At 69.6% G+C, this 18,809-nt stretch carries 18 protein-coding genes; 3 read left to right on the top strand and 15 right to left on the bottom strand.

The genetic code is table 11. The annotated features are described in order from the left end of the window. Positions 1 to 5 precede the first annotated feature (5 nt). The 14 genes from CSW62_RS23075 to ybaL all read right to left on the bottom strand — a co-directional run bounded on the left by CSW62_RS23075 (position 6) and on the right by ybaL (position 15,265). Positions 6 to 1,454 (bottom strand): hypothetical protein, encoded by a 1,449-nt coding sequence (locus CSW62_RS23075; RefSeq protein ID WP_099581817.1) that lies wholly within the window; start codon positions 1,452 to 1,454, stop codon positions 6 to 8. After that, positions 1,454 to 2,479 (bottom strand): Rieske 2Fe-2S domain-containing protein, encoded by a 1,026-nt coding sequence (locus tag CSW62_RS23070; RefSeq protein ID WP_158235481.1) that lies wholly within the window; start codon positions 2,477 to 2,479, stop codon positions 1,454 to 1,456. The genes CSW62_RS23075 and CSW62_RS23070 overlap by 1 nt, the downstream gene beginning before the upstream one ends. Continuing rightward, on the bottom strand, positions 2,476 to 3,096 hold the full coding sequence (locus CSW62_RS23065) for an acetyltransferase (RefSeq protein ID WP_158235480.1): 621 nt from the start codon (positions 3,094 to 3,096) through the stop codon (positions 2,476 to 2,478). Before CSW62_RS23065 ends, CSW62_RS23070 begins: the two co-directional genes overlap by 4 nt. Before the next feature lie 13 nt (positions 3,097 to 3,109). Continuing rightward, complete coding sequence (locus tag CSW62_RS23060; protein WP_099581815.1) at positions 3,110 to 3,871, bottom strand: SDR family NAD(P)-dependent oxidoreductase; 762 nt, start codon at positions 3,869 to 3,871, stop codon at positions 3,110 to 3,112. Then, positions 3,868 to 4,956 (bottom strand): 3-oxoacyl-ACP synthase III family protein, encoded by a 1,089-nt coding sequence (locus tag CSW62_RS23055; protein WP_099581814.1) that lies wholly within the window; start codon positions 4,954 to 4,956, stop codon positions 3,868 to 3,870. The genes CSW62_RS23060 and CSW62_RS23055 overlap by 4 nt, the downstream gene beginning before the upstream one ends. Positions 4,957 to 4,958: 2 nt before the next feature. Then, on the bottom strand, positions 4,959 to 5,183 hold the full coding sequence (locus CSW62_RS23050; protein ID WP_099581813.1) for a phosphopantetheine-binding protein: 225 nt from the start codon (positions 5,181 to 5,183) through the stop codon (positions 4,959 to 4,961). Between the two features lie 10 nt (positions 5,184 to 5,193). Continuing rightward, complete coding sequence (locus CSW62_RS23045; protein ID WP_099581812.1) at positions 5,194 to 6,204, bottom strand: ketoacyl-ACP synthase III; 1,011 nt, start codon at positions 6,202 to 6,204, stop codon at positions 5,194 to 5,196. A gap of 115 nt (positions 6,205 to 6,319) precedes the next feature. Next, positions 6,320 to 7,378, bottom strand: coding sequence for a DegT/DnrJ/EryC1/StrS aminotransferase family protein (locus CSW62_RS23040; RefSeq protein ID WP_099581811.1), 1,059 nt, complete (start codon positions 7,376 to 7,378; stop codon positions 6,320 to 6,322). A gap of 246 nt (positions 7,379 to 7,624) precedes the next feature. Further along, entirely contained in the window at positions 7,625 to 9,745 is a 2,121-nt protein-coding gene (locus CSW62_RS23035) for a M13 family metallopeptidase (protein ID WP_099581810.1), read from the bottom strand. 208 nt (positions 9,746 to 9,953) lie between these two features. Continuing rightward, entirely contained in the window at positions 9,954 to 10,448 is a 495-nt protein-coding gene (locus tag CSW62_RS23030) for a copper chaperone PCu(A)C (RefSeq protein WP_099581809.1), read from the bottom strand. 13 nt (positions 10,449 to 10,461) lie between these two features. Continuing rightward, the gene (locus tag CSW62_RS23025) at positions 10,462 to 10,983 is read right to left on the bottom strand and encodes a YcnI family protein (protein ID WP_099581808.1); all 522 of its coding nucleotides are present in this window, start codon (positions 10,981 to 10,983) and stop codon (positions 10,462 to 10,464) included. Between the two features lie 11 nt (positions 10,984 to 10,994). Continuing rightward, positions 10,995 to 13,040 carry a TonB-dependent receptor family protein gene (locus CSW62_RS23020; RefSeq protein ID WP_369827525.1) on the bottom strand — a complete coding sequence of 682 codons (2,046 nt, stop codon included), beginning with the start codon at positions 13,038 to 13,040 and terminating at the stop codon, positions 10,995 to 10,997. Positions 13,041 to 13,108: 68 nt separating this feature from the next. Further along, a complete protein-coding gene (locus tag CSW62_RS23015; RefSeq protein ID WP_099581807.1) occupies positions 13,109 to 13,513 on the bottom strand; it encodes a DUF2946 family protein in 405 nt (134 codons plus the stop codon). Between the two features lie 84 nt (positions 13,514 to 13,597). Beyond that, positions 13,598 to 15,265 carry a YbaL family putative K(+) efflux transporter gene (gene ybaL / locus CSW62_RS23010; RefSeq protein WP_099581806.1) on the bottom strand — a complete coding sequence of 556 codons (1,668 nt, stop codon included), beginning with the start codon at positions 15,263 to 15,265 and terminating at the stop codon, positions 13,598 to 13,600. A 71-nt stretch (positions 15,266 to 15,336) separates the two neighbouring features. Here ybaL and CSW62_RS23005 point away from each other — a divergent pair, with 71 nt between their 5' ends. Next, a complete protein-coding gene (locus CSW62_RS23005) occupies positions 15,337 to 15,600 on the top strand; it encodes a helix-turn-helix domain-containing protein (protein WP_099582429.1) in 264 nt (87 codons plus the stop codon). A gap of 17 nt (positions 15,601 to 15,617) precedes the next feature. Beyond that, positions 15,618 to 17,417: a cation:proton antiporter gene (locus tag CSW62_RS23000; protein WP_099581805.1), complete on the top strand. Its 1,800-nt coding sequence runs from the start codon at positions 15,618 to 15,620 to the stop codon at positions 17,415 to 17,417. 41 nt (positions 17,418 to 17,458) lie between these two features. On the opposite strand, the gene CSW62_RS22995 is transcribed toward CSW62_RS23000, so the two are convergent. Then, positions 17,459 to 17,881 carry a helix-turn-helix domain-containing protein gene (locus CSW62_RS22995; RefSeq protein ID WP_099581804.1) on the bottom strand — a complete coding sequence of 141 codons (423 nt, stop codon included), beginning with the start codon at positions 17,879 to 17,881 and terminating at the stop codon, positions 17,459 to 17,461. A 72-nt stretch (positions 17,882 to 17,953) separates the two neighbouring features. On the opposite strand from CSW62_RS22995, the gene CSW62_RS22990 reads away from it, so the two are divergent. Continuing rightward, on the top strand, positions 17,954 to 18,787 hold the full coding sequence (locus CSW62_RS22990) for a class I SAM-dependent methyltransferase (RefSeq protein ID WP_099582428.1): 834 nt from the start codon (positions 17,954 to 17,956) through the stop codon (positions 18,785 to 18,787). The last annotated feature ends 22 nt before the right edge of the window (positions 18,788 to 18,809 follow it).

Here is an 18,809-nt window from a genome sequence, read left to right as displayed (position 1 = left end):
GCCCCTCACCCCTCGTTGACCACCGAGGTCAGGGTGCGGCCCTGGCGGGCTTCGAAGCGCTGGTGGGCCAGGTCGACCATGGCCTTCAGCGCGCTGAGGAAGTGGGTCTGGTCGTTCATCAGCCGGCGGCGTTCCTGCTGCGGGCCCCGCCAGTCGTCCAGGGCCCCGGGCGTGTCGATCAGCGTCGCCAGGCGGGCGAAATAGTCCTCGGGATCCTTGGCGCGATGGTCGTGCGGGGCCATGGAGGCGACGTCGCCGTCATTGGTGGTCAGCAGCACCGCGCCGGCCGTCAGGGCGATCATGGCGCTGTTGCCGCCGCCCTGGCGGAACGGGTTGGCGAACACGTCGACCGTGGTCATCAGCCGGGCCAGTTCCTGGTCCTGGTAGATGTAGTGGAACTGGTCGCCGAGGATCGTCTCGCAGGCGTTCAGCAGGTTGTCGGGCAGGCCGCCCACCACCAGCCAGATGACGTTGGGCCGGTCGCGCAGGATCTTCTCGATCCCGGTGACGAAGGTCTCGTCCAGGTCGACCGCCAGGCGGTTGCCGACCGTGGCGATGACGAAGGCGTCCTGCGGCAAGCCGACCTCGGAACGGGCGCGCGGGGCGGGCGGACCCTCGTCATAGAACGGGCCCGACAGGCTCTGGACGTAGTTGCGGATATAGCTGGCCGGCGCGCCCCGGCGTTTCCAGATCGGCGCCATGTGCTGGGGCTCGTGAAAGTACCAGAAGACGTCGGCGTACTGCGGCGGGGGCTCGTCGCCGCAGGTGAACATCACCGTCGGGCCCAGGCGGCTGGCGATGGTGATCTGCGGGGCCATGATCGGCTCGCACCAGAAGTGATAGGTGCTCGGTCCCTTGCGGATTGCGTCGACCAGATAGTCGGGGTTCTCGACCGTGGAGATCAGCCGCACGCCGCGCTCGTGGGGGATGTGGCCCAGGCGCTCGTCAATATAGGCCTGCATGTTGGCCGAGAGGGTCTCGCCGCCGTGGTGCAGGTCGATCCGGGTGATGGTCGGGTCCATGGCCAGGGCGGCGACATAGTCGATCGCGCCGCGCGAGGGCGAGTGGAAGGGGCCCATCAGGTCGCCGGCGAAGACCACATGCGCCTCTCGCACGGCGCCCAGGGGAATGTCGCGCGGCGGCAGGGTCAGGGCGTCGGCGCTGCTCAGGTGCAGGCGGCGCGCCAGGGCCGCGACGCGTCCGGCGTGGGCGTCGCCCAGGTGCGGGCCGCGCCACCAGGCGATCGAGCCCAGGTCGGAGATCACCTGCAGGATGATGTCGGGCGTGTAGCGGCCGCTTTCCAGCAGGCTGATCACCTCCTCGACGAAGGTGTAGTCGTCGACGCCATCCAGAGCGTTCTCGCCCAGCATGATGTCCCAGCGATCGGCGATGATCTTGATCGACGGCAGGTACCGCTCTTGAGCGCCTTCCTGAAGGAAATCGAACAGGGCCATCAGGGCAGGTCCTCTTGGTTGGTCATCGCCGTCAGGATCGCGTGCAGGCGGGCGACGCGGGCTTCACCGGGCGAGAACACCCGGTCGGCGGAGGTCAGGTCGTAGTGCGGGCTGACGCGGGCGCAGATCGCATGATCCTCGTCGAAGATCTGGCGGTTGACCCGGGCGCTGGAGTCGAGGAACGCCGCGACGGCGGCCTCGTAGCCGGGCTTCACCTTGCCGGCCAGCTGCCGGCTGCAGAAGTGGGCGCGGTGCGGCGTGGCCGATGGCAGGAAGGTCTGCAGCGAATAGGAATAGCCGAAGGTCGAGGAGACCATGGCGAATGGGAAGACGTAGATCGTCCAGTAGCCCCGATAGGCGCCCTCGGCCTCGAAGAACCGGCCCATCGTCTTCAGCCCGCGCAGGGTGCGGCTGTCGGTGATGTGGGCGGCATAGGTGGTGTTGGGGCCGTCGAAGACGATCGCGTCATCCTGCAGGCCCAGCGGCGCCAGGGTGCGCGGATGGACCGGATTGACGTGGTCGCTCTCCAGGGCGTTCTCGACCGCCACGCGCCAGTCGGACTGGAATTCGAAGGCGTTGAAGTCGCGGCGGCCGGCGATCCGGGTCGAGACCTCGGCCAGCGGGGCGAAGGCGCCGGCCAGCTGGGTTGGCAGGTCCTGCGCGGGCTCGATCCCGACAAAGAGGAAGTCGCCGCACCAGGCGGTCTGGAAGCGGCGCAGGCCGACCTTGTCCAGGGCGCCGGGCGGGAAGGTCTTGGCCAGGGGCACGCGGACCTGGCCGCCGCGATAGCTCCAGCCGTGATAGGGGCAGACGGCCCGGCCGACGCCATGGTCCTCGACGAAGAACCGCGCGCCGCGATGCGGGCAGACATTGTCGAAGGCGATGATCTGGCCTTCGTCATTGTGCAGAACGAGGTCGCCCAGGGCCCAGTCCAGCCGCAGGAAGGCGCCCGACTCGGCCAGCTCGCTCCGGTGGGCGACCAGGTGCCACCAGGTGGTCAGCAGGGTCTGGTCGAGGGGACTCAAAGCCGCCTCGCCGGCGCCGCGTAAAGCGTCACCCCGTCCTCGCAGCCGCGCACCACGACCGCGCCGGCCCCGACCATGCAGCCGGCGCCGATGGTCAGCCTTGGGAGCACCCGCGCGCCCGAGCCGAAGAAGCTGCGGTCGCCGACCGTCACCCCGCCGGTCAGGTCGACATAGCCGCTGAGGGTGACGAAGTCGCCGACGGCGACGTCGTGGCCCAGGCTGGAATAGGCGTTGAGGGTCAGCAGGTCGCCGGCCTTGCTGTCGGCCGAGACGTCCGTGAACGGACCGACCACGGCGCCGTGGCCCAGCCCGGCCGAGGCCGAGACCCAGGCGCGGGGGTGGATCAGGGTGGCGAAGGCTTGCGGGCCGCCCAGCCGTCCGGCCAGGGCGACCTTGCCGGCCGGATCGCCGACGGCCATCACCAGGCGCTGGTTGGGTGCGAGGGCGTAGGCCGTGGTGTCGCCCAGCTGTGGCAGGTCGCGGCCGAAGGCGGCCATCGGCTGGTCGCCGTCGTCCAGATAGCCGACGAAGCGGTCGCCGCCGGAGAGGCCCGGAGCGAACCAGTCGTGAATCTCGCGGGCGAAGGCCCCGCCGCCGACCAGCACATAGTCCGTCATCGCGCCAAATCCCTCAGCTGGCCAGGTAGCCGCCGTCGACGGCCCACACCGCGCCGGTCACCCAGCGGGCGGCGGGCGACAGCAGGAACACGGCGGCCGAAGCCACATCGTCCGGTTGGCCAAAGCCCAGCGGGTGCTGGGCCTCATAGGCGCTCATGCCGGCGTCGGAGAGGCCGCGCGCCAGGCGGGCGTGCATCTCGGTCTCGACCCCGCCGGCGGCGATGGCGTTGACGCGGATGTCCTTGGGGGCCAGCTCGCAGGCCAGCGACCGGGTCAGGCCCTCGATCGCGGCCTTGGCGGCGGAATAGGCCATCATGCCGGCGCGACCGCGCTGGGCCGAGGCCGAGGACATCAGCACGATCGACGCGCCGGCCTTCATCACATTGGCCTTGCCGGCCGCGCGGCCCAGGCCCAGGGCGCCATGCACCGCCGCCCCGAACACGCCGTCGATCTGCTTGGCCTTGGTCAGGCGGGCCGGCAGGATCAGCTCGCTGCCCGCCGAATGGAAGACGCCGTCCAGGCCGCCGGCCTCGGTGGCGATGGCGCTGATCCGATCAGCGACTGCGTCGGCGTCGTTCAGCTCGGCGGCGAAGGCGGTGTGGCCCTCGCCGGCCAGGCTCTCGATCGTGGCGGTCAGGCGGGCCTCGTCGCGGCCGGTGGCGATCACCCGGCCGCCGCATTGGGCGATCAGGGCTGCGGTGGCGCGGCCCAGCCCTGAGGAGGCGCCGGTGACCAGGATGGTCCGGTCCTTTAGGGCGTCTGGCGAAAAGGTCATGCGGCGATCACTTCGGCGCAGGCCAGGGGGCCGAACTCGGCCAGCACCGCGCCCCACGACAGGCCGACGCCGAAGCCGACCAGCATCAGCTGGGCCGAGCCCGTGGTCAGGCGCCGGGCCATGTCGTCGGCCAGCAGCAGGGGTATGGTCGCTGAACTGGTGTTGCCATAGCGGTCGATATTGATCGGCAGACGGTCGGTGTCCGTGGCGCCGATCTTCTTGCCGATATGGCGCAGCATGAAGCGGTTGGCCTGGTGCAGCAGGTAGGCGTCGACCTTGTCACCGGTGATGCCCGCGTCGGCCAGGGTGGCGGCCACCAGCTTGGGCACTTCGCGCAGGGTGAAGGTGAACACCTCGCCCCCGTCCATGTGCAGGCGGGTCGGGTCCAGGGTGAAGGCGCGGTCGGGATCGACGGGGCGGAAGCCGCCCTGCGGCACCATCAGCGCGCCCGCGCCGGCGCCGTCCGTGCCCATGCGGAAGTTCATGGCCGACGCGGCGGGGTCGTGCTCCAGCGCCGAGGCCGAGCCGGCGTCGCCGAACAGCACGGCCGTGCCGCGATCGCTGGGATCGACCAGGCGGCTGCTGGTCTCGCCGGCCAGCAGCAGCACGCGCTGGCAGCCGCTCTGGATCAGGCTGGACGCCAGCCACAGGCCGTAGACATAGCCCGAGCAGCCCAGATTGACGTCGAAGGCCTGGCAGTCGTTGGCCAGCTTCAGGCGGCCGTGCAGCAGGCAGGCGCTGGCGGGCAGCGGATGATCGGGTGTTTGGGTGACGAAGATCAGCGCGTCGATGCTGTCGGGCGCCCAGCCCAGCCGTTCCAGCAGCCGCTCGGCGGCGGCGGCGCAGAGGTCGGCGCTGGTTTGGGTCGGCGCGGCCCAGTGACGGGTCTCGACCCCGACCATCTTGACGACGTCGGCGACGGCCTGGTCGCCCAGGGTCTGGGCGATCACCGAATTGGGGATCGGCGGACCGGGCACGGCGCAGACCACGCCGCGCAGGGCGACGCCGGACAGGGCGTAGCCGCCCCGACGGCGGCCCCCCTTTTCAGAGTCGCTGGCAGGCGAGGCAGGCGCCGTGGTCGTCATGATCAGGCCGCCTTGGCCTGCGGGATCAGGGCGGCGATGTCGCTGACCGTGACGCACTCGGCCAGGGCCGCGCCGTCCAGCAGCTCGCCGCAGATCTCGTCGACCAGGGCGATGGTCGAGACGATGGCCAGCGAGTCCCAGTTGTGGTTGGCCAGGACGGTGTCGGCGGTCACTTCGGCGGTGTCGATCTCGAAGATCTCGGCCAGGCCGGCGTACAGGGTCTGCATTGCTGTGCTCCTAGAGAAGGGCCTGGGCGGCGGCCCAGGAATAGCCGACGCCGAAGCCGACCAGCAGGACGCGGCGCGCACGCCCGTCCCTGACCAGCGGCTCCAGCGCCATGGGAATGGTGGACGAGACGGTGTTGCCCCAGTCGCGCAGGGCCACCACGAAGCGGTCCTCGGGCACGGCCAGCTTGCGGCGCAGGCGGTCCAGGATGAAGGCGCTGGCCTGGTGCAGCACCACCGCGTCGTAGTCGTCCAGCGCAGCGCCGGCGCGGGCCAGCAGCTTGTCGATCGCCGCCGGGACCGCGCCCAGGGTGAAGGTCATGATCGCCGCGCCGTTCATGTAGAGATGGTCGGCCGAGCGCAGGTTGCCCGAGGCGTCCTCGGTGACCACGGCCGTCTCCGCCGTGCGCGGCTGGCGGAAGCCTCCGGCCGGGACGATCAGGTTCTCGGCCCCCGATCCGTCCGTGCCGAACACGAAGGGGCCCAGGGCCGGCGCATCGGTCTCGACGGCCTCGATCAGGGTGGCGGCCGCGCCGTCGCCGAACAGGCTGCGCACGCCGCGATCCATCGGGTGGATCAGCTTGGAATAGGTGTCGGCGGTCAGCAGCAGCACGCGCCGCGCCTGGCCGCTGGCGATCAGGGCCTGGGCCATGGACAGGCCGTAGACGAAGCCCGAGCAGCCCAGGTTGAAGTCCAGCGCGCCGATGTCGGTGCGCAGGCCCAGCCGCTGCTGCAGGATGCAGGCCGAGGTCGGCAGGATGTGATCCGGCGCCTGGGTGCAGAACAGCAGGTAGTCGATGTCGCTCGGCGATACCCGGCCCTGGGCGAACAGCGCCTTGGCGGCGGCCTCCGCCAGGTCGACCGCGGTCTCGCCGGGGGCGGCGATGCGGCGGGTCTGGACGCCGGTCTTGTCGAGGATCTTGTCGGCCGGCCAGCTGGGATAAAGGGCGGCCAGGTCGTCGTTGCTCAGCACCTGCTCGGGCAGGTGGCTGGCGATCGCGACGATTTTTCCGCTGGTGCCCACCTGACGCTGACGCTCCTCAACCGACGGCTGAGACTAGGGTTTCAAGTTCTAAAGACCGGTTAACCATAAGCTCCCGCTGATGCGGCGCGGCGTCGCAGCGAGGATGTTTCGAGGCTCAGCCGAGGGCTTGGGCCAGCGCCAGGGCGACGCGGTTGACCTGGTCGACGTCCATGTCGGCGAAATAGGGCAGGCCCAGGGTCGAGGCGGCGAGGCGCTCGGTGACCGGCAGGAAATCGGCCGGACAGTGGGCGAAGGCCGGGGCGCGGTGGCAGCCCAGGCCCCACCAGCGGCGGCTGTCGACGCCTTGGGCCTTCAGGCTGGCCTCGACGGCGCCGGTCGCCCCCTCGGGCAGGGCGACGACGCAGGTGCTGGAGGTCCAGTCCAGGCCCCAGCCGGGCTGGAAGCGGACGGCGGGCGTATGCAGCAGCGACACGCGTAGGCGCTGGGCGGTGATGATGTAGGCCGTGCGGGTCGACGGCCACTGGTCCAGGGCGGTCAGGCCGATGGCGCAGGTATATTCGCTGAGCTTGGCGTTGTTGGCCGCGAACCGGGCCTCGCGGTCGCCCATGAAGCCGAAGCTGGTCAGGGCCCGGAAGCGGTCGATGAAGGCCGGATCCTCCGAGGCGATGAAGCCGCCTTCGCCGACGCCCAGCGACTTGGTGGCGTGCAGGCTGACCATGGTCGGGACCGGGGCGGCGCTGACGCTGTCGAACGAGGCGGCCGCGTCGATGACCACCGGCAGGCCGGTGTCCTCATGCAACCTGGCCCACGGCGCGGGATCCAGCGGCTGGCCGAAGGCGGCCACCGGGATCACCGCCGAGACGGGGCCGGGCGCGTGGGCCAGGCGCGCGCGGACATGGTCGGCGTCCAGCACGCCTGTGACGGGATCGACGTCGACGAACCACGGGACCAGCCCCGCCTGGATCGCGGCGTGGGCGGTGGCGACGAAGGTCCAGGCCGGCATGACGCACAGGCCGCCCGGCTTGGCGTTCAGCGCCAGCAGGGCCAGGGTCAGGGCCTGGGTGCCGTTGGCGGCGGTGCAGGCCAGGGTGGGCCGCGCGAACCTCGCCGCCAGGCGGGCCTCCAGCTCGATCAGCATGGGGCCGAAATTGGAGTACCAGCGCTTGGCGTCTATCCGCTGCAGATAGGGCAGGATCGCCTCGGCCGACGGCATGAATGGCCGCGCCACCGGGACGGGCGCGTCCTGCGGTGACGGGGCCGAAGCCTCAACGGTTGAGAGGAGAGCGGACGAATGCACGAAAGCGGATCGCTCAAGGTTGCCGGAAGGTTCGAGTAAGCGCCACGATGGTTAATCGAGGGTTGCCCGCGACGTTTCCGAGGTGCGACCGACTGACGCCGCCGCCACGAAAAAGGGCCGGTGTTTCCACCGGCCCTTCCCGTTAGCGATAGGTCACAAGACCTACCAGATCTTCACGCGGTCAGCGGGGGCGACATACAGCTTGTCGCCCGGCTTGACGTCGAAGGCCGAGTACCAGCCCGGCTGGTTCCGGACCGTGCCGTTGACGCGGTAGACGGCGGGCGAGTGCGGGTCGCTGGCGATCTGTTGCTTCAGCGCGTCGTCGCGCGACTTCTGACGCCACACCTGGGCCCAGCCCAGATAGACGCGCTGGTCGCCGGTGAAGCCGTCCAGCACCGGCGAGGGCTTGCCCTGCAGCGACACGTGGTAGGCGTCGAGGCCGAAGCCCAGGCCCGACAGGTCGCCGATGTTCTCGCCCATGGTCAGGTCGCCGTTGACGTGCATGCCCGGGAAGGGCTCGAACGCCGAGTACTGGGCGCCCAGCTTGTTCTTCTGCACGTCGAACTTGGCGGCGTCTTCCGCCGTCCACCAGTCGCGCAGCACGCCGTCGCCGTCGGACTTGCGGCCCTGGTCGTCGAAGCCGTGGCCGATCTCGTGGCCGATCACGCCGCCGATGCCGCCATAGTTGACGGCCGGATCCGCGTCCGGATGGAAGAACGGCGCCTGCAGGATGGCGGCCGGGAACACGATCTCGTTGTTGACCGAGTTGTAGTAAGCGTTGACCGTCTGCGGGGTCATGCCCCACTCGGACTTGTCGACCGGCTGGTTCAGGCGCTCGACGTCGTGGCGGTAGTCCCAGGCGGCTTCGCGCATGGAATTGCCGTAGGCGTCGCCTTCCTTGATCTCCAGCTTGGAATAGTCACGCCACTTGTCGGGATAGCCGATCTTGACGGTGAACTTGGCCAGCTTGTCCTGGGCCTTGGCTTTGGTCTCGGCGCCCATCCAGTCCGACGCGTCGATGCGCGTCTTCAGGACGGTGCGGATGTCGCCGACCAGGGCGACCATCTTGGCCTTAGAGGCCGGCGGGAAGTAGGCGGCGACATATTCCTTGCCGACCGCTTCGCCCAGCAGGCCGTTGACCTGGGCGACGCCGCGCTTCCAGCGCGGGCGCTGCTCGGGCTGACCCGACAGGGTCTTGTTGCGGAACTCGAAGCTGGCGTCGACGAAGCGCTTGGACAGCATCGGGGCCGCGCCGTCGATCACCTTGAACGCCTGCCAGGCCTTGAGGGTCTCGATCGGGGTGTCGGCATAGATCTTGGCGTATTTCGGGAACGAGGTGTTGGTCGTCACGATGATGCGGTCGACCTTCGGCAGTTCGGTGCCGACCAGGTAGCGGTTCCAGTCGTAGCCGGGCGTCTGGGCCTGCAGCTCGGCCAGGGTGGCCGGGTTGTAGGTCTTGTCGCGGTTGCGGCGCTCGACGCGGCTCCACGAGGCCTCGGCCAGCTTGGTCTCGAAGTCGACCACGGCCTTGGCGTTCTCGGCCGGCTTTTCCCAGCCGCCCAGGGTCAGCATCTTCTCGACATAGGCCAGGTAGGCCGTCTTCTTGTCGGCGAACTTGGCGTCCAGATAGTAGTCGCGGTCGGGCAGGGACAGGCCGCCGGTCGAGGCGTAGACGGCGTAGGCGTTCGGGCTCTTTGCGTCGGTCGAGATGCCCAGGCCGATCAGGGCCGAATAGGGCGTGGTCGAGCTCTTGCCCATCAGGGCGGTGAACTCGTCCTTGGTCTTGACCTTCTGCACGCCGGCCAGCCACGGCTTGATCGGGGCGGCGTCGAGCTTCTCGATCGTCGCCTCGTCCATGAACGCGCGGTAGGCGGCGCCGATCTTGGCCTTGTCGCCGGTGGCGGCCTTGTCGGCGGCGGCGGCTTCGATCAGGGCCTTGGTGCGGGCTTCCGACAGTTCCGCCAGCTTGTCGAAGTTACCGTAGCGGGTGCGGTCCGACGGGATCACCGTCTTGGCGTCCCAGGCGCCGTTGGCGAACTTGTAGAAGTCGTCGCCCGGCTTCACCGAGGTGTCCATGCCCGAGAGGTCGAAACCCCAGGTCCCGTAGCGCGGCGACTCCAGCGAGGTGACGTCGCCCGAGGCGACGCCCTCGGCCAGAGCCGGCAGCAGCGATTGCACCGTGCAGGCGTCGTTGACGCAGGGGTGCTCTTCGTGGGCTTGCGCCCCGAAGGCCGACAGAGACAACGCCGCGATCGCTGCAGCGCCGAACCAAACTCGTTTCATGGAAAGTCGCATCCGTTGGTGTGAGCTGGAGCGTGGCAGCCGAAAGTGTGAGCGGTTTCGGCGGCCGCCACGCTCCAAGAGTTTGAGGCAGAGCCTGTTTATCCGTTTCCGATTTTCATCGGAACCGGACAGGCTCTGGCGGCAATCTGCACGGACGCGGAAAATTTGCTCCCTTAAAAAAAGTTCATGTAGCCCATTTTTTGACTCTTCAGTGACGGTGCTCGGGCGCGGTAGACGCCTGCCCGCCGGCCGGCGGGGTCAGTTGCACGGTCAGGTCGACCTGAGCCTTGCGGCCGTTGTCGAAGACCAGGGTCACCGGAACTTTTTGCCCCACGCCCTGGGCCGCCTTCAGCGACAGGATCATCAGGTGGTAGCCGCCGGGGGCGAAGGCGACCTGGCCCCCGGCTGGGATCACCACGCCCTTGTCCTGCTCGCGCATGGTCATGACGCCATTGACCATGGCCGACTGGTGGATCTCGACCGAGCCGGCGGCCGTGGTCTCGACGCGCTGCAGGGTCACCGGGGTCTTGCCGGCGTTGGCGATGGTCATGAAGCCCACCCCGTTCATGCCGGCCTGGGCCGGGCGGCTCCAGGGCTGGCGGATGGTCAGGGCGCCGAGCTTGTAGTCGCCGGCTTGCGCCAGCGGGGCGGCGACGGCGGCGGCCAGGATGGCGGCCAGGGCGATAGCGAACGGACGCGACATGAGGCGCTCCTTGTCAGTGTTGGTGGGCGGCGGGCGCCGCGCCAGTCGGATTGGGGGCAGGGATCAGGGTGACGACCGGGGCGGGCCGGCTGAGCTTCTCGTCGGGTCGGGCGGGATCGGCCACTTCCGTCCACTGGCTCTCGCCCTTCTCGCAGGTCTGGATGACCGGAAAGACCAGGCGGTCGCCGGAAACGGGGAGCTTCATCAGCACCGCGAAGTCGTCGAAGGCCTCGTTGGGCAGGCGGCCCTCGAAGGTGATCGCCGTGGGCGCGGCCTTCGGGTCGGGGCCGCGCTCGAGCGTGTAGGTCCAGCCCGGCTTGACCTGCGGCCGGGCCGAGGCCACGCCGTCGGGGATCTCGATGCGGACCTTCAGGGTGGTGTCGCCGGCCGCGCAGGCATGGCCGACGCGGAAGGCGATGGCGGCGTAGGAGCCGGCCTTGGCCGCGTCGGGCGCGGCGACCACGTGGGCCGCCGCTCCCGTCGCCAGCGAAGAGGTCGCCACGAGCGCGAGAAGAGCAATCAGGGGGGTCTTCATCGGCATTCTCCTCAGAAGTTCACCGTGACGCCGCCGAACACCGACCGGCCGTCGCCAGGCCAGAGGGTGGCGGTGGCTGCGGTCCAGGCGACGGCCGCCTGGGTGTTGGAGACATAGGCCTTGTCGGTCAGGTTCCGCGCATCGACGAACAGCGACACGGCGGGCGTGACCTTCCAGCCGGCGTTGAGGTTCAGGATCGCATAGCCCGGCGCCTTCTGGGTGTTCTTGTAGTCGATCCACTGGTCGGTCGCCGACCACTCCAGCGACGGGGCCACGAACCAGCCGCGCGGGTCGTCGTAGCGGACCTCCGAACGGTAGAAGGTCTTGGGCACGATCGGCAGGCGGTTGTCGCCGAACTGGACGTCGTCCTTGAAGCGGAAATCCGACAGGGTCCAGGTTTGGCGGATGCGCCAATGCGGGGCCACGGCCCAGTCCAGCGCCGCTTCGATCCCCTGGTGCACGGTCCTGTCGGCGTTGAAGGTCGAGGCCGGGATCGACGAGGTCACCGCATATTGCAGCATCTCGTCCTTCAGCTCGGCGCGATAGAGCGTCAGGTCGTAGGTGAACGGGCCGCGATGGCCGCGCGCGCCGACCTCGCCGGTCCAGGCTTTCTGGGCCTTCACCGGCGCGAAGCCGGTATTGGTCGGGCTCATCGCGCTGAAGTTCGGCGGCTCGACCGAGCGGGTCAGGTTGGCGAACAGCTGGTCGCCGGTCTCGTCCTGCCACAGCAGGCCGACGCGCGGGGAGATCCAGGTGTAGGTCTTGGAGGCGTCCAGGTTGAAGGTGCTCTTCACGCCCGGAACCGCGACGCTGGCGTAGTCGCGCTCGGCCTGGCCCCAGGTCGCGCCGCCGACGAAGGCCAGGCGGTCGGTGACGAACAGCCGGCCCTCGCCGAACAGGTCCATGGCCTTGGCGTTCTGGTACGAGATCGACTGCAGCGCCCCGTGGGCGCCTCGGTTGTTGATGTAGAAGTGCGAGTCCGGGTCGCCCTGGCGGTACCAGGCGCCGAAGAAGGCGTCGGCGCGCTTGCCGCCGAGCTCGCCGTCCCAGTCGAAGCGGCCGAAGGCGCCGTAGTTGCGGCTTTCCTGGTCGATGACCTGGAAGATCGGGTGGTCGAGATCCTTCCAGACGCCATAGACCGCGCCTTCGAACACCAATTGGTCTGAGAGCCGCCAGGTCGTCTGCAGCGAACCGCGCACGCCGCGCTGGTTGCGGCCCTGGTCGCCGGCCAGGTTGCCCGCCGCCGACTGGTGGGGATCGGCCTGGAACTGGGCCAGGGTCAGGGAGCCGGGGATCTCCTGGTTGATGTTCGAGCCGTTGACGATGAAGCGGACCTCGCGGTCCTGGCCGAACGAGCGGCCGATATTCAGCGAACCGAACTGGATGTTCTGCTGGCTCTGCGAGCGCCAGCCCTGGCCGGTCTGGTTGGTGGCGGCGGCATAGACATCCCAGTCGCCGGACTGGCGGGCCAAGGCGACGTGCTCGCGCAGCAGGCCGTAGGACCCGCCGTCGATGCGGACCTGGTTGGCGAAGCCGGCGTCCTTGCCGGTCGGGGTGACCATGTTGATCGCCCCGCCCAGCAGCGCCCCGCCGAAGCGCAGGGCGTTGCCGCCGCGATAGACCTCGGCGTAGCGGGTGTTCAGCGGGTCGGCGACCTGGCTGTCGCCATAGCCGTCGGCCTCGTTCAGCGGCACGCCGTCCTGGGCCAGCAGCAGGCCGCGGTTGTGGTTGGCGTTGCCGATGCCTGAGCCTCGGATCGAGATGCGGATGTCGCCGCCCCACTTACGCTGGGCGTACACCCCGGGGGCGTCGCGCAGCATGTCGTCCAGCGCCAGGGTCTGGCGGTTGATGTAGCTTTCCTGGGAGATCACCGACACCGCGCCGGGGGTCTCCGACAGGCGCTTGCGGGCGTCGGCGACGACCTGGGGATCTTCGGGATTGGGGCGGGCGGTGACGATGACCGAGGAGACGTCGGTCTGATCGTTGGCGGCGAGTGCGGCCGAGGTCAGGCAGCTGAGGGCTGCGGCGCCCAGCAGGGCGCGGCGGAAGGTCGACATGACAATGGGTATCCTGAAGGCGTGACGAGGCGCGCGGCGTCTTCAAGCGCGGCGCGGCGGCAAAAAGGTCAGGCGTTCAGGTTGGCGGGCGGGCCCTGGCTGGGCGGACGCGGCGGGGCGCGGGCGTGGCCGCGCACGCCCAGCACGCGCTGGACGGGGGTCTCCACGAACTCGGCATATTGGACGGGGGCGATGGCCGGAACAGGCGCATCGATCGTCACCGCCAGGGTCGGGGCGACGCAGTTGGAGCACTTCAGCCCCATGAAGTCCTTGGCCGGGGCCGTGCGGACCGAGCCGTCCTCCTCGAGGATGACGACCTTGGACCCCTCGGCCGAGCAGATGACGATGGCCGAGCCGCTTTCGCGCAGGTCGTGCGCCATGGCCGCGGCGGGCGTCAGCGCCTGGACGAACACGGCCAGCATCGCCGCGAGCGCGGCGAGCAAGACTCGGAACTGTCCCAGGCGGGTGGTCATGATGCGCGCAGACCTAGAAGCTGGCCGCCACGCGGTCAACGCGACCGCGCCGCGCCATCATCGTCCGCCGCTACTTAAGGGGGACTAGTGCCCTCCCGCCTGCGCCGCCGGCTTCTTCTTCGGCGCGCGCAGGAGCATGCCGCGGGCGATCTCTTCCTCGCCGATCAGGGCGTGGGTGGCGCCCATCTGCTTGAGAAGCGTCACGTCGGCGTCGGTATAGGCCCGGGCGACGATCTCGCAGCGGGGGTTGGCGGCGCGGGCCTGCTCGATGATGCGGCCGGCCTCGAACGGGCTGGGCACGGCGACGAACAGGTGGGTGGCCTTGTCGAGGCCGGCCTTCAGCAGGACCTCGGGCTTGACCGCATTGCCGCCGATCGTCTCGTAGCCGGCCTTGCGCAGCTCCTCGGCGCGCTCTGGGTCGTCCTCGATGACGACCAGCGGGGTCTTGGCCTTCAGGCCCTCGGCCACCAGCTTGCCGACGCGGCCGTAGCCGACCAGCAAGGCGTGCGGCTTGGCGGCGGCCAGGATCGGCGGTTCGCCGGCCGCCTTGCGCTCCTTGGCGATCATCTTGGGCAGTACGCGGTCCAGCAGGGCGAACAGCAGCGGGTTGAGCAGGATCGACAGGATGGCCCCGGCCAGGATCAGGTCGCGCCCCTCGGGCGGCAGCAGCTTCAGCGAAACGCCCAGGCCCGCCAGGATGAACGAGAACTCGCCGATCTGGGCCAGGCTGGCCGAGATGGTCAGGGCGGTGCTCATCGGGCGGCGGAAGGCCAGGACGATGCCCAGGGCGAAGATCGACTTGCCGATGACGATGATCGCCACGGTGGCCAGCACCGCCAGCGGCTGCTCCAGCAGGACCTGATAGTTGAACAGCATGCCGATCGAGACGAAGAACAGCACCGCGAAGGCGTCGCGCAACGGCAGGGTCTCGTTGGCGGCCTGCTGGGAAAGCTCGCTCTCGGCCATGATCATGCCGGCGAAGAAGGCCCCCAGGGCAAACGACACGCCGAACAGCGCGGCCGAGCCGAAGGCGACGCCAAGGGCGATGGCCAGCACGCCCAGGCGGAACAGCTCGCGCGAGCCGGTGTGGACGATGCGGTGCAGGATCCACGGGATCACGCGGCGACCAACGATCAGCATCAGGGCCACGAAGGCCACGACCTTGCCGATGGTGATGGCGAAGGCGCCCAGGACGCCGCCACCCGCCTGGTTGGCGGGCGCCTCGCCGCCCAGGACGCCGGACAGGGCGGGCAGCAGCACCAGCGCCAGCACCATGGCCAGGTCCTCGACGATCAGCCAGCCGACCGCGATCTTGCCGCGTCCCGTCTCGATCAGCCGTCGCTCCTGAAGCGCGCGCAGCAGCACGACGGTCGAGGCGACCGACAGGGCCAGGCCGAACACGATCCCCGCGCCGACGCTCCAGCCCAGGGCGACCGCCAGGCCCAGGCCCATCGCCGTCGCCCCCGCGATCTGCACGACCGCGCCGGGGATGGCGATGTTCTTCACCGCCATCAGATCCTTCAGCGAGAAGTGCAGACCGACGCCGAACATCAGCAGGATCACGCCGATCTCGGCCAGCTGCGGCGCAAGCTCCTGGTCGGCGACGTAGCCTGGCGTGAACGGCCCGACCACCACGCCGGCCAGCAGATAGCCGACCAGCACGGGCAGCTTCAGGCGATTGGCGATAGCGCCGAAGATGAAGGCCAGGCCCAGGCCCGCGACGATGGTGGCGATCAGCGACGTATGGTGCAAAGGCTCTCCTTGACGATCCACTTTTTCGGGCGTACTCAACCAATATGGGTGCCGAAACCCAGGTGCGCCAGATGCCACACGCAAAAATTCTCCTCCCGGCGCAATGCCGGGCCGCTCGCGGACTGATCAATTGGTCCCAAGGTGAACTCGCTGATCGGGCAGGCGTTTCCCGCAGCACGGTCAAAGACTTCGAGACCGAACGCCACGCCTTGCACCATAGCACCGAGCGCCTCCTGATCGACGCGATCGAAGCGGGCGGTGTGTCCCTGATCTCGGCGGATGCGACCGACGGGGCTGCGGCGGGGCCGGGCGTGCGCTTCACGAGACCGACTTAAACAACGCAGGAGGGCGCGTGGCGCACGAGGTTTCCCCAGAGAGCTACAAGGACCTGGTCCTGTTCCTGGCGACCGCCGGCATCGTCGCGCCGATCTTCAAGCGCCTGAAGATCAATCCGATCCTGGGCTATCTGCTGGCCGGGGTCATCCTGGGGCCGTTCGGCCTGGGCCGGTTCATCCCCTACGCCCCGTGGCTGGACTACGTCACCGTCGACAACCCCGCCGAAATCGCCCAGCTGGCCGAGTTCGGGGTCGTCTTCCTGCTGTTCATGATCGGGTTGGAGCTCTCCTGGGAGCGCCTGCGGCTGATGCGCCGATGGGTGTTCGGCCTGGGCGCCATCCAGGTGATCGGCTGCTCGCTGGGCCTGGGCGCGGGCGCCATGCTGCTGGGCCAGAACCCGGTGGCGGCCCTGACCCTGGGCGCGGCCCTGACCCTGTCCTCGACCGCTATCGCCGTGCCGGTGCTGGCCGAGCGCCGCCGCCTGCATTCCGAAGCCGGCCGCGCCACCTTCTCGGTGCTGCTGTTCCAGGACCTGGCCGTCGCGCCGATCCTGATCACCCTGGCCATCCTGGGCCGCGGCCATGGATCGTTCCAGGTCAAGGACCTGCTGGCCCTGGCGCCGGCGGCCCTGGGCCTGGGCGCCATCGTGCTGGTCGGGCGCCTGGCCCTGCGGCCGATGCTCAAGTCCGTCGCCAAGGCCAAGAGCGAAGAGATGTTCATGGCCGCCTGCCTGCTGGTGATCATCGGCGCGGGCCTGGTCAGCGCGCTCTCGGGCCTGTCGATGGCGCTGGGCGCCTTCGTCGCCGGCATCCTGCTGGCCGAGACCGAGTATCGCCATGAGGTCGAGGTCAAGATCGAGCCGTTCAAGGGCCTGCTGCTGAGCCTGTTCTTCGTCTCGCTGGGCATCCGCCTGGATCTCTCCCTGCTGGCCGCTCAGCCCGTGGCGATCCTCGCCACGGCGGTCGGCCTGATGCTGCTCAAGACGGCGGTGGTGTTCGTCGCCGGCCTGGCCATGGGCCTGAACCGGCGCGCGGCGATCGAGGCCGGCCTGATCCTGGCGGCCGGCGGCGAGTTCGCCTTCGTGCTGCTGGACAAGGCCATCGACGCCGAGGTGGTGTCGCGGCCGCTGGGCCAGGCGGTGCTGGTCTCCGCCACCCTCACCATGTTCCTGATCCCGTCGCTGGCGGCCTTGGGCGGCTATCTGGGCCGCAAGAGCGCGCCGCTGCCGATCAGCGAGACCCCGCCCTCGACGCCGCGCGAGCCGGACCGTGTCGGTCCCGAGCCGGCCGGCCAAGTGCTCGTCATCGGCTATGGCCGGGTCGGCAAGCTGGTCGGCGACATGCTGGGCCGCCATGACCTGCCGTGGATCGCCGTCGAGCGCGACGCGCGCCTGGTCGAGCAGGGACGGCGCAACGGCGACCGCATCTATTATGGCGACGCCTCGCGGCTTGAGCTTCTGGAACGCTGCGGCCTGGCCACGGCCAAGGCGGTGGTGGTGACCATGGACGCCTTCGAGGTGGCCGAAGCGGTGGTCGCCGCCGCGCGCGGGGCCCGGCCGGACGTGCCGATCGTGGTGCGCGCCCGCGACGCCCGCCACGCCGCGCGGCTCTACGAGCTGGGCGCAACCGACGCCGTGCCGGAAACCATCGAGGCCTCGCTGCAGCTGTCCGAAGCCGTGCTGGTCGATATCGGCGTGCCGATGGGCCTGGTCATCGCCTCGATCCACGAGCGCCGCGACGAGTACCGCAAGAAGCTGAACCGTCCCGACGCCCTGGGCGGACGTCGCCGCCGTCTGCGCGACGCCACGCTGCGGTAGGGCGGGCATCCTCACGGCGCGCTGGCCAGCCGTGCTGTTGCTCAGACCGCCTCGGCCCGATACCGCCGCCGCGCTCCGGCGACCTTCACGATCCGCAGGAAGTGCGGGCAGTCCATCAGCTGTGGGACCTTGCAGTCGGCCGCGTGGGTTAGACCGTCGCGCATGCGGGTCAGCTGGTCGATCCGGCGGTCCAGCTCGGCGGCCTTGCCCCGCAGGCGTGTGCGGTCGATGTCTTGGACCTTGGGATTTGGGCCGCCCAGCATCGCGGCGATCTCGTCCAGTGAGAAGCCCGAGGCGCGGCCCAGAGCGATCAGCGACAGGCGCTCCGTCACGGTCGCCGAAAACAGGCGCTTGAGGCCCCGCCGCCCGGTCGAGGCGATCAGCCCCTTTTCCTCGTAGAACCGCAGGGTCGAGGCGCGCACGCCGGTTGCCCTGGCCAGTTCGGAAATATCGATGTCGAACACGGCTTGACCTCAAGTGCGCTTGAGCTTGCAGGATGCGCGGCAAGGCCGATGCTGGCAACGACGGAGACGATCATGAGCACCACCCCCGAACGCGACATGGCGGCCTATTGGGACCGGGCGGGCAAGGTCTGGGTCGAGCAGCAGGGGCTGCTGGACCGGATCTACCAGCCGATCGCCCGGGCGGTGGTCGAGGCCGCCGACCTTCGCAATGGCGAGGCGGTGCTGGACGTCGGCTGCGGTTCGGGCGCGACGACCTTCGAGGCGGCGTGGCGCGTGGGGCCGACGGGACGGGCGGTCGGCGTCGACATCTCGCCGGCCCTGGTCGAGCTGGCCCGCCATCGGGCGGGCGCGGACGGGCTGGAGGGCGTGGACTTCCTTCACGCCGACGCCCAGACCCACGCCTTCACGGCCGAGTTCGACGCCGTCGTCTCGCGGTTCGGGGTGATGTTCTTTCCCGATCCCGTCGTGGCCTTCGCCAATCTGCGCTCGGCCCTGAAGCCCGGCGGCCGCCTGGCCTTCGCCTGCTGGCGCGGGCCGGAGGATAACGCCATCGCCACGGTTCCGCTGGAGGCCGCCGCGCCGTTCCTGCCGGAGATCCCCAGGTTCCAGAAGGACGCGCCAGGCCGCTTCGGCTTCGCCGATCCCGACCGGGTGCGCGCCATCCTGGCCGAGAGCGGCTGGCGCGATGTGGTCATTGATCCGCTGGACGACCCGACCCCGGTCAGCGCCGACGAACTGCTGACCATGAGCCTGCGCGTCGGTCCGCTGAACCCGATCCTGGCCGGGCAGGATGAGGCCGTGCGCGAAGCGGTTCGTGACGCGGTCACGCGGGCGCTGGCCTCATATGTGCAGGACGGCGTCGCCGCGATGAACTCGGCCTGTTGGCTGGTGACGGCCAAGGCTTGAGTTTCCCGCCGTTTCGCCTCTA

The sequence above is a fragment of the Caulobacter sp. FWC2 genome, from assembly GCF_002742625.1.
Taxonomy (GTDB): domain Bacteria; phylum Pseudomonadota; class Alphaproteobacteria; order Caulobacterales; family Caulobacteraceae; genus Caulobacter.
The sequence above is the reverse complement of the archived record's forward strand: the minus strand, read 5'-3'. Positions and strand labels throughout refer to the sequence as shown.

What these genes read in the sequence shown, in the direction of transcription:
- CSW62_RS23005 (WP_099582429.1), top strand. Translation starts at nt 15,337, where the DNA reads ATGCCACACGCAAAAATTCTCCTCCCGGCGCAATGCCGGGCCGCTCGC.
- CSW62_RS23030 (WP_099581809.1), bottom strand. Translation starts at nt 10,448, where the DNA reads ATGTCGCGTCCGTTCGCTATCGCCCTGGCCGCCATCCTGGCCGCCGCC.
- CSW62_RS23015 (WP_099581807.1), bottom strand. Translation starts at nt 13,513, where the DNA reads ATGACCACCCGCCTGGGACAGTTCCGAGTCTTGCTCGCCGCGCTCGCG.
- CSW62_RS23055 (WP_099581814.1), bottom strand. Translation starts at nt 4,956, where the DNA reads ATGACGACCACGGCGCCTGCCTCGCCTGCCAGCGACTCTGAAAAGGGG.
- CSW62_RS23025 (WP_099581808.1), bottom strand. Translation starts at nt 10,983, where the DNA reads ATGAAGACCCCCCTGATTGCTCTTCTCGCGCTCGTGGCGACCTCTTCG.
- CSW62_RS23065 (WP_158235480.1), bottom strand. Translation starts at nt 3,096, where the DNA reads ATGACGGACTATGTGCTGGTCGGCGGCGGGGCCTTCGCCCGCGAGATT.
- CSW62_RS23060 (WP_099581815.1), bottom strand. Translation starts at nt 3,871, where the DNA reads ATGACCTTTTCGCCAGACGCCCTAAAGGACCGGACCATCCTGGTCACC.
- CSW62_RS23040 (WP_099581811.1), bottom strand. Translation starts at nt 7,378, where the DNA reads ATGCCGTCGGCCGAGGCGATCCTGCCCTATCTGCAGCGGATAGACGCC.
- CSW62_RS23050 (WP_099581813.1), bottom strand. Translation starts at nt 5,183, where the DNA reads ATGCAGACCCTGTACGCCGGCCTGGCCGAGATCTTCGAGATCGACACC.
- CSW62_RS22990 (WP_099582428.1), top strand. Translation starts at nt 17,954, where the DNA reads ATGAGCACCACCCCCGAACGCGACATGGCGGCCTATTGGGACCGGGCG.
- CSW62_RS23035 (WP_099581810.1), bottom strand. Translation starts at nt 9,745, where the DNA reads ATGAAACGAGTTTGGTTCGGCGCTGCAGCGATCGCGGCGTTGTCTCTG.
- CSW62_RS23075 (WP_099581817.1), bottom strand. Translation starts at nt 1,454, where the DNA reads ATGGCCCTGTTCGATTTCCTTCAGGAAGGCGCTCAAGAGCGGTACCTG.
- CSW62_RS23020 (WP_369827525.1), bottom strand. Translation starts at nt 13,040, where the DNA reads ATGTCGACCTTCCGCCGCGCCCTGCTGGGCGCCGCAGCCCTCAGCTGC.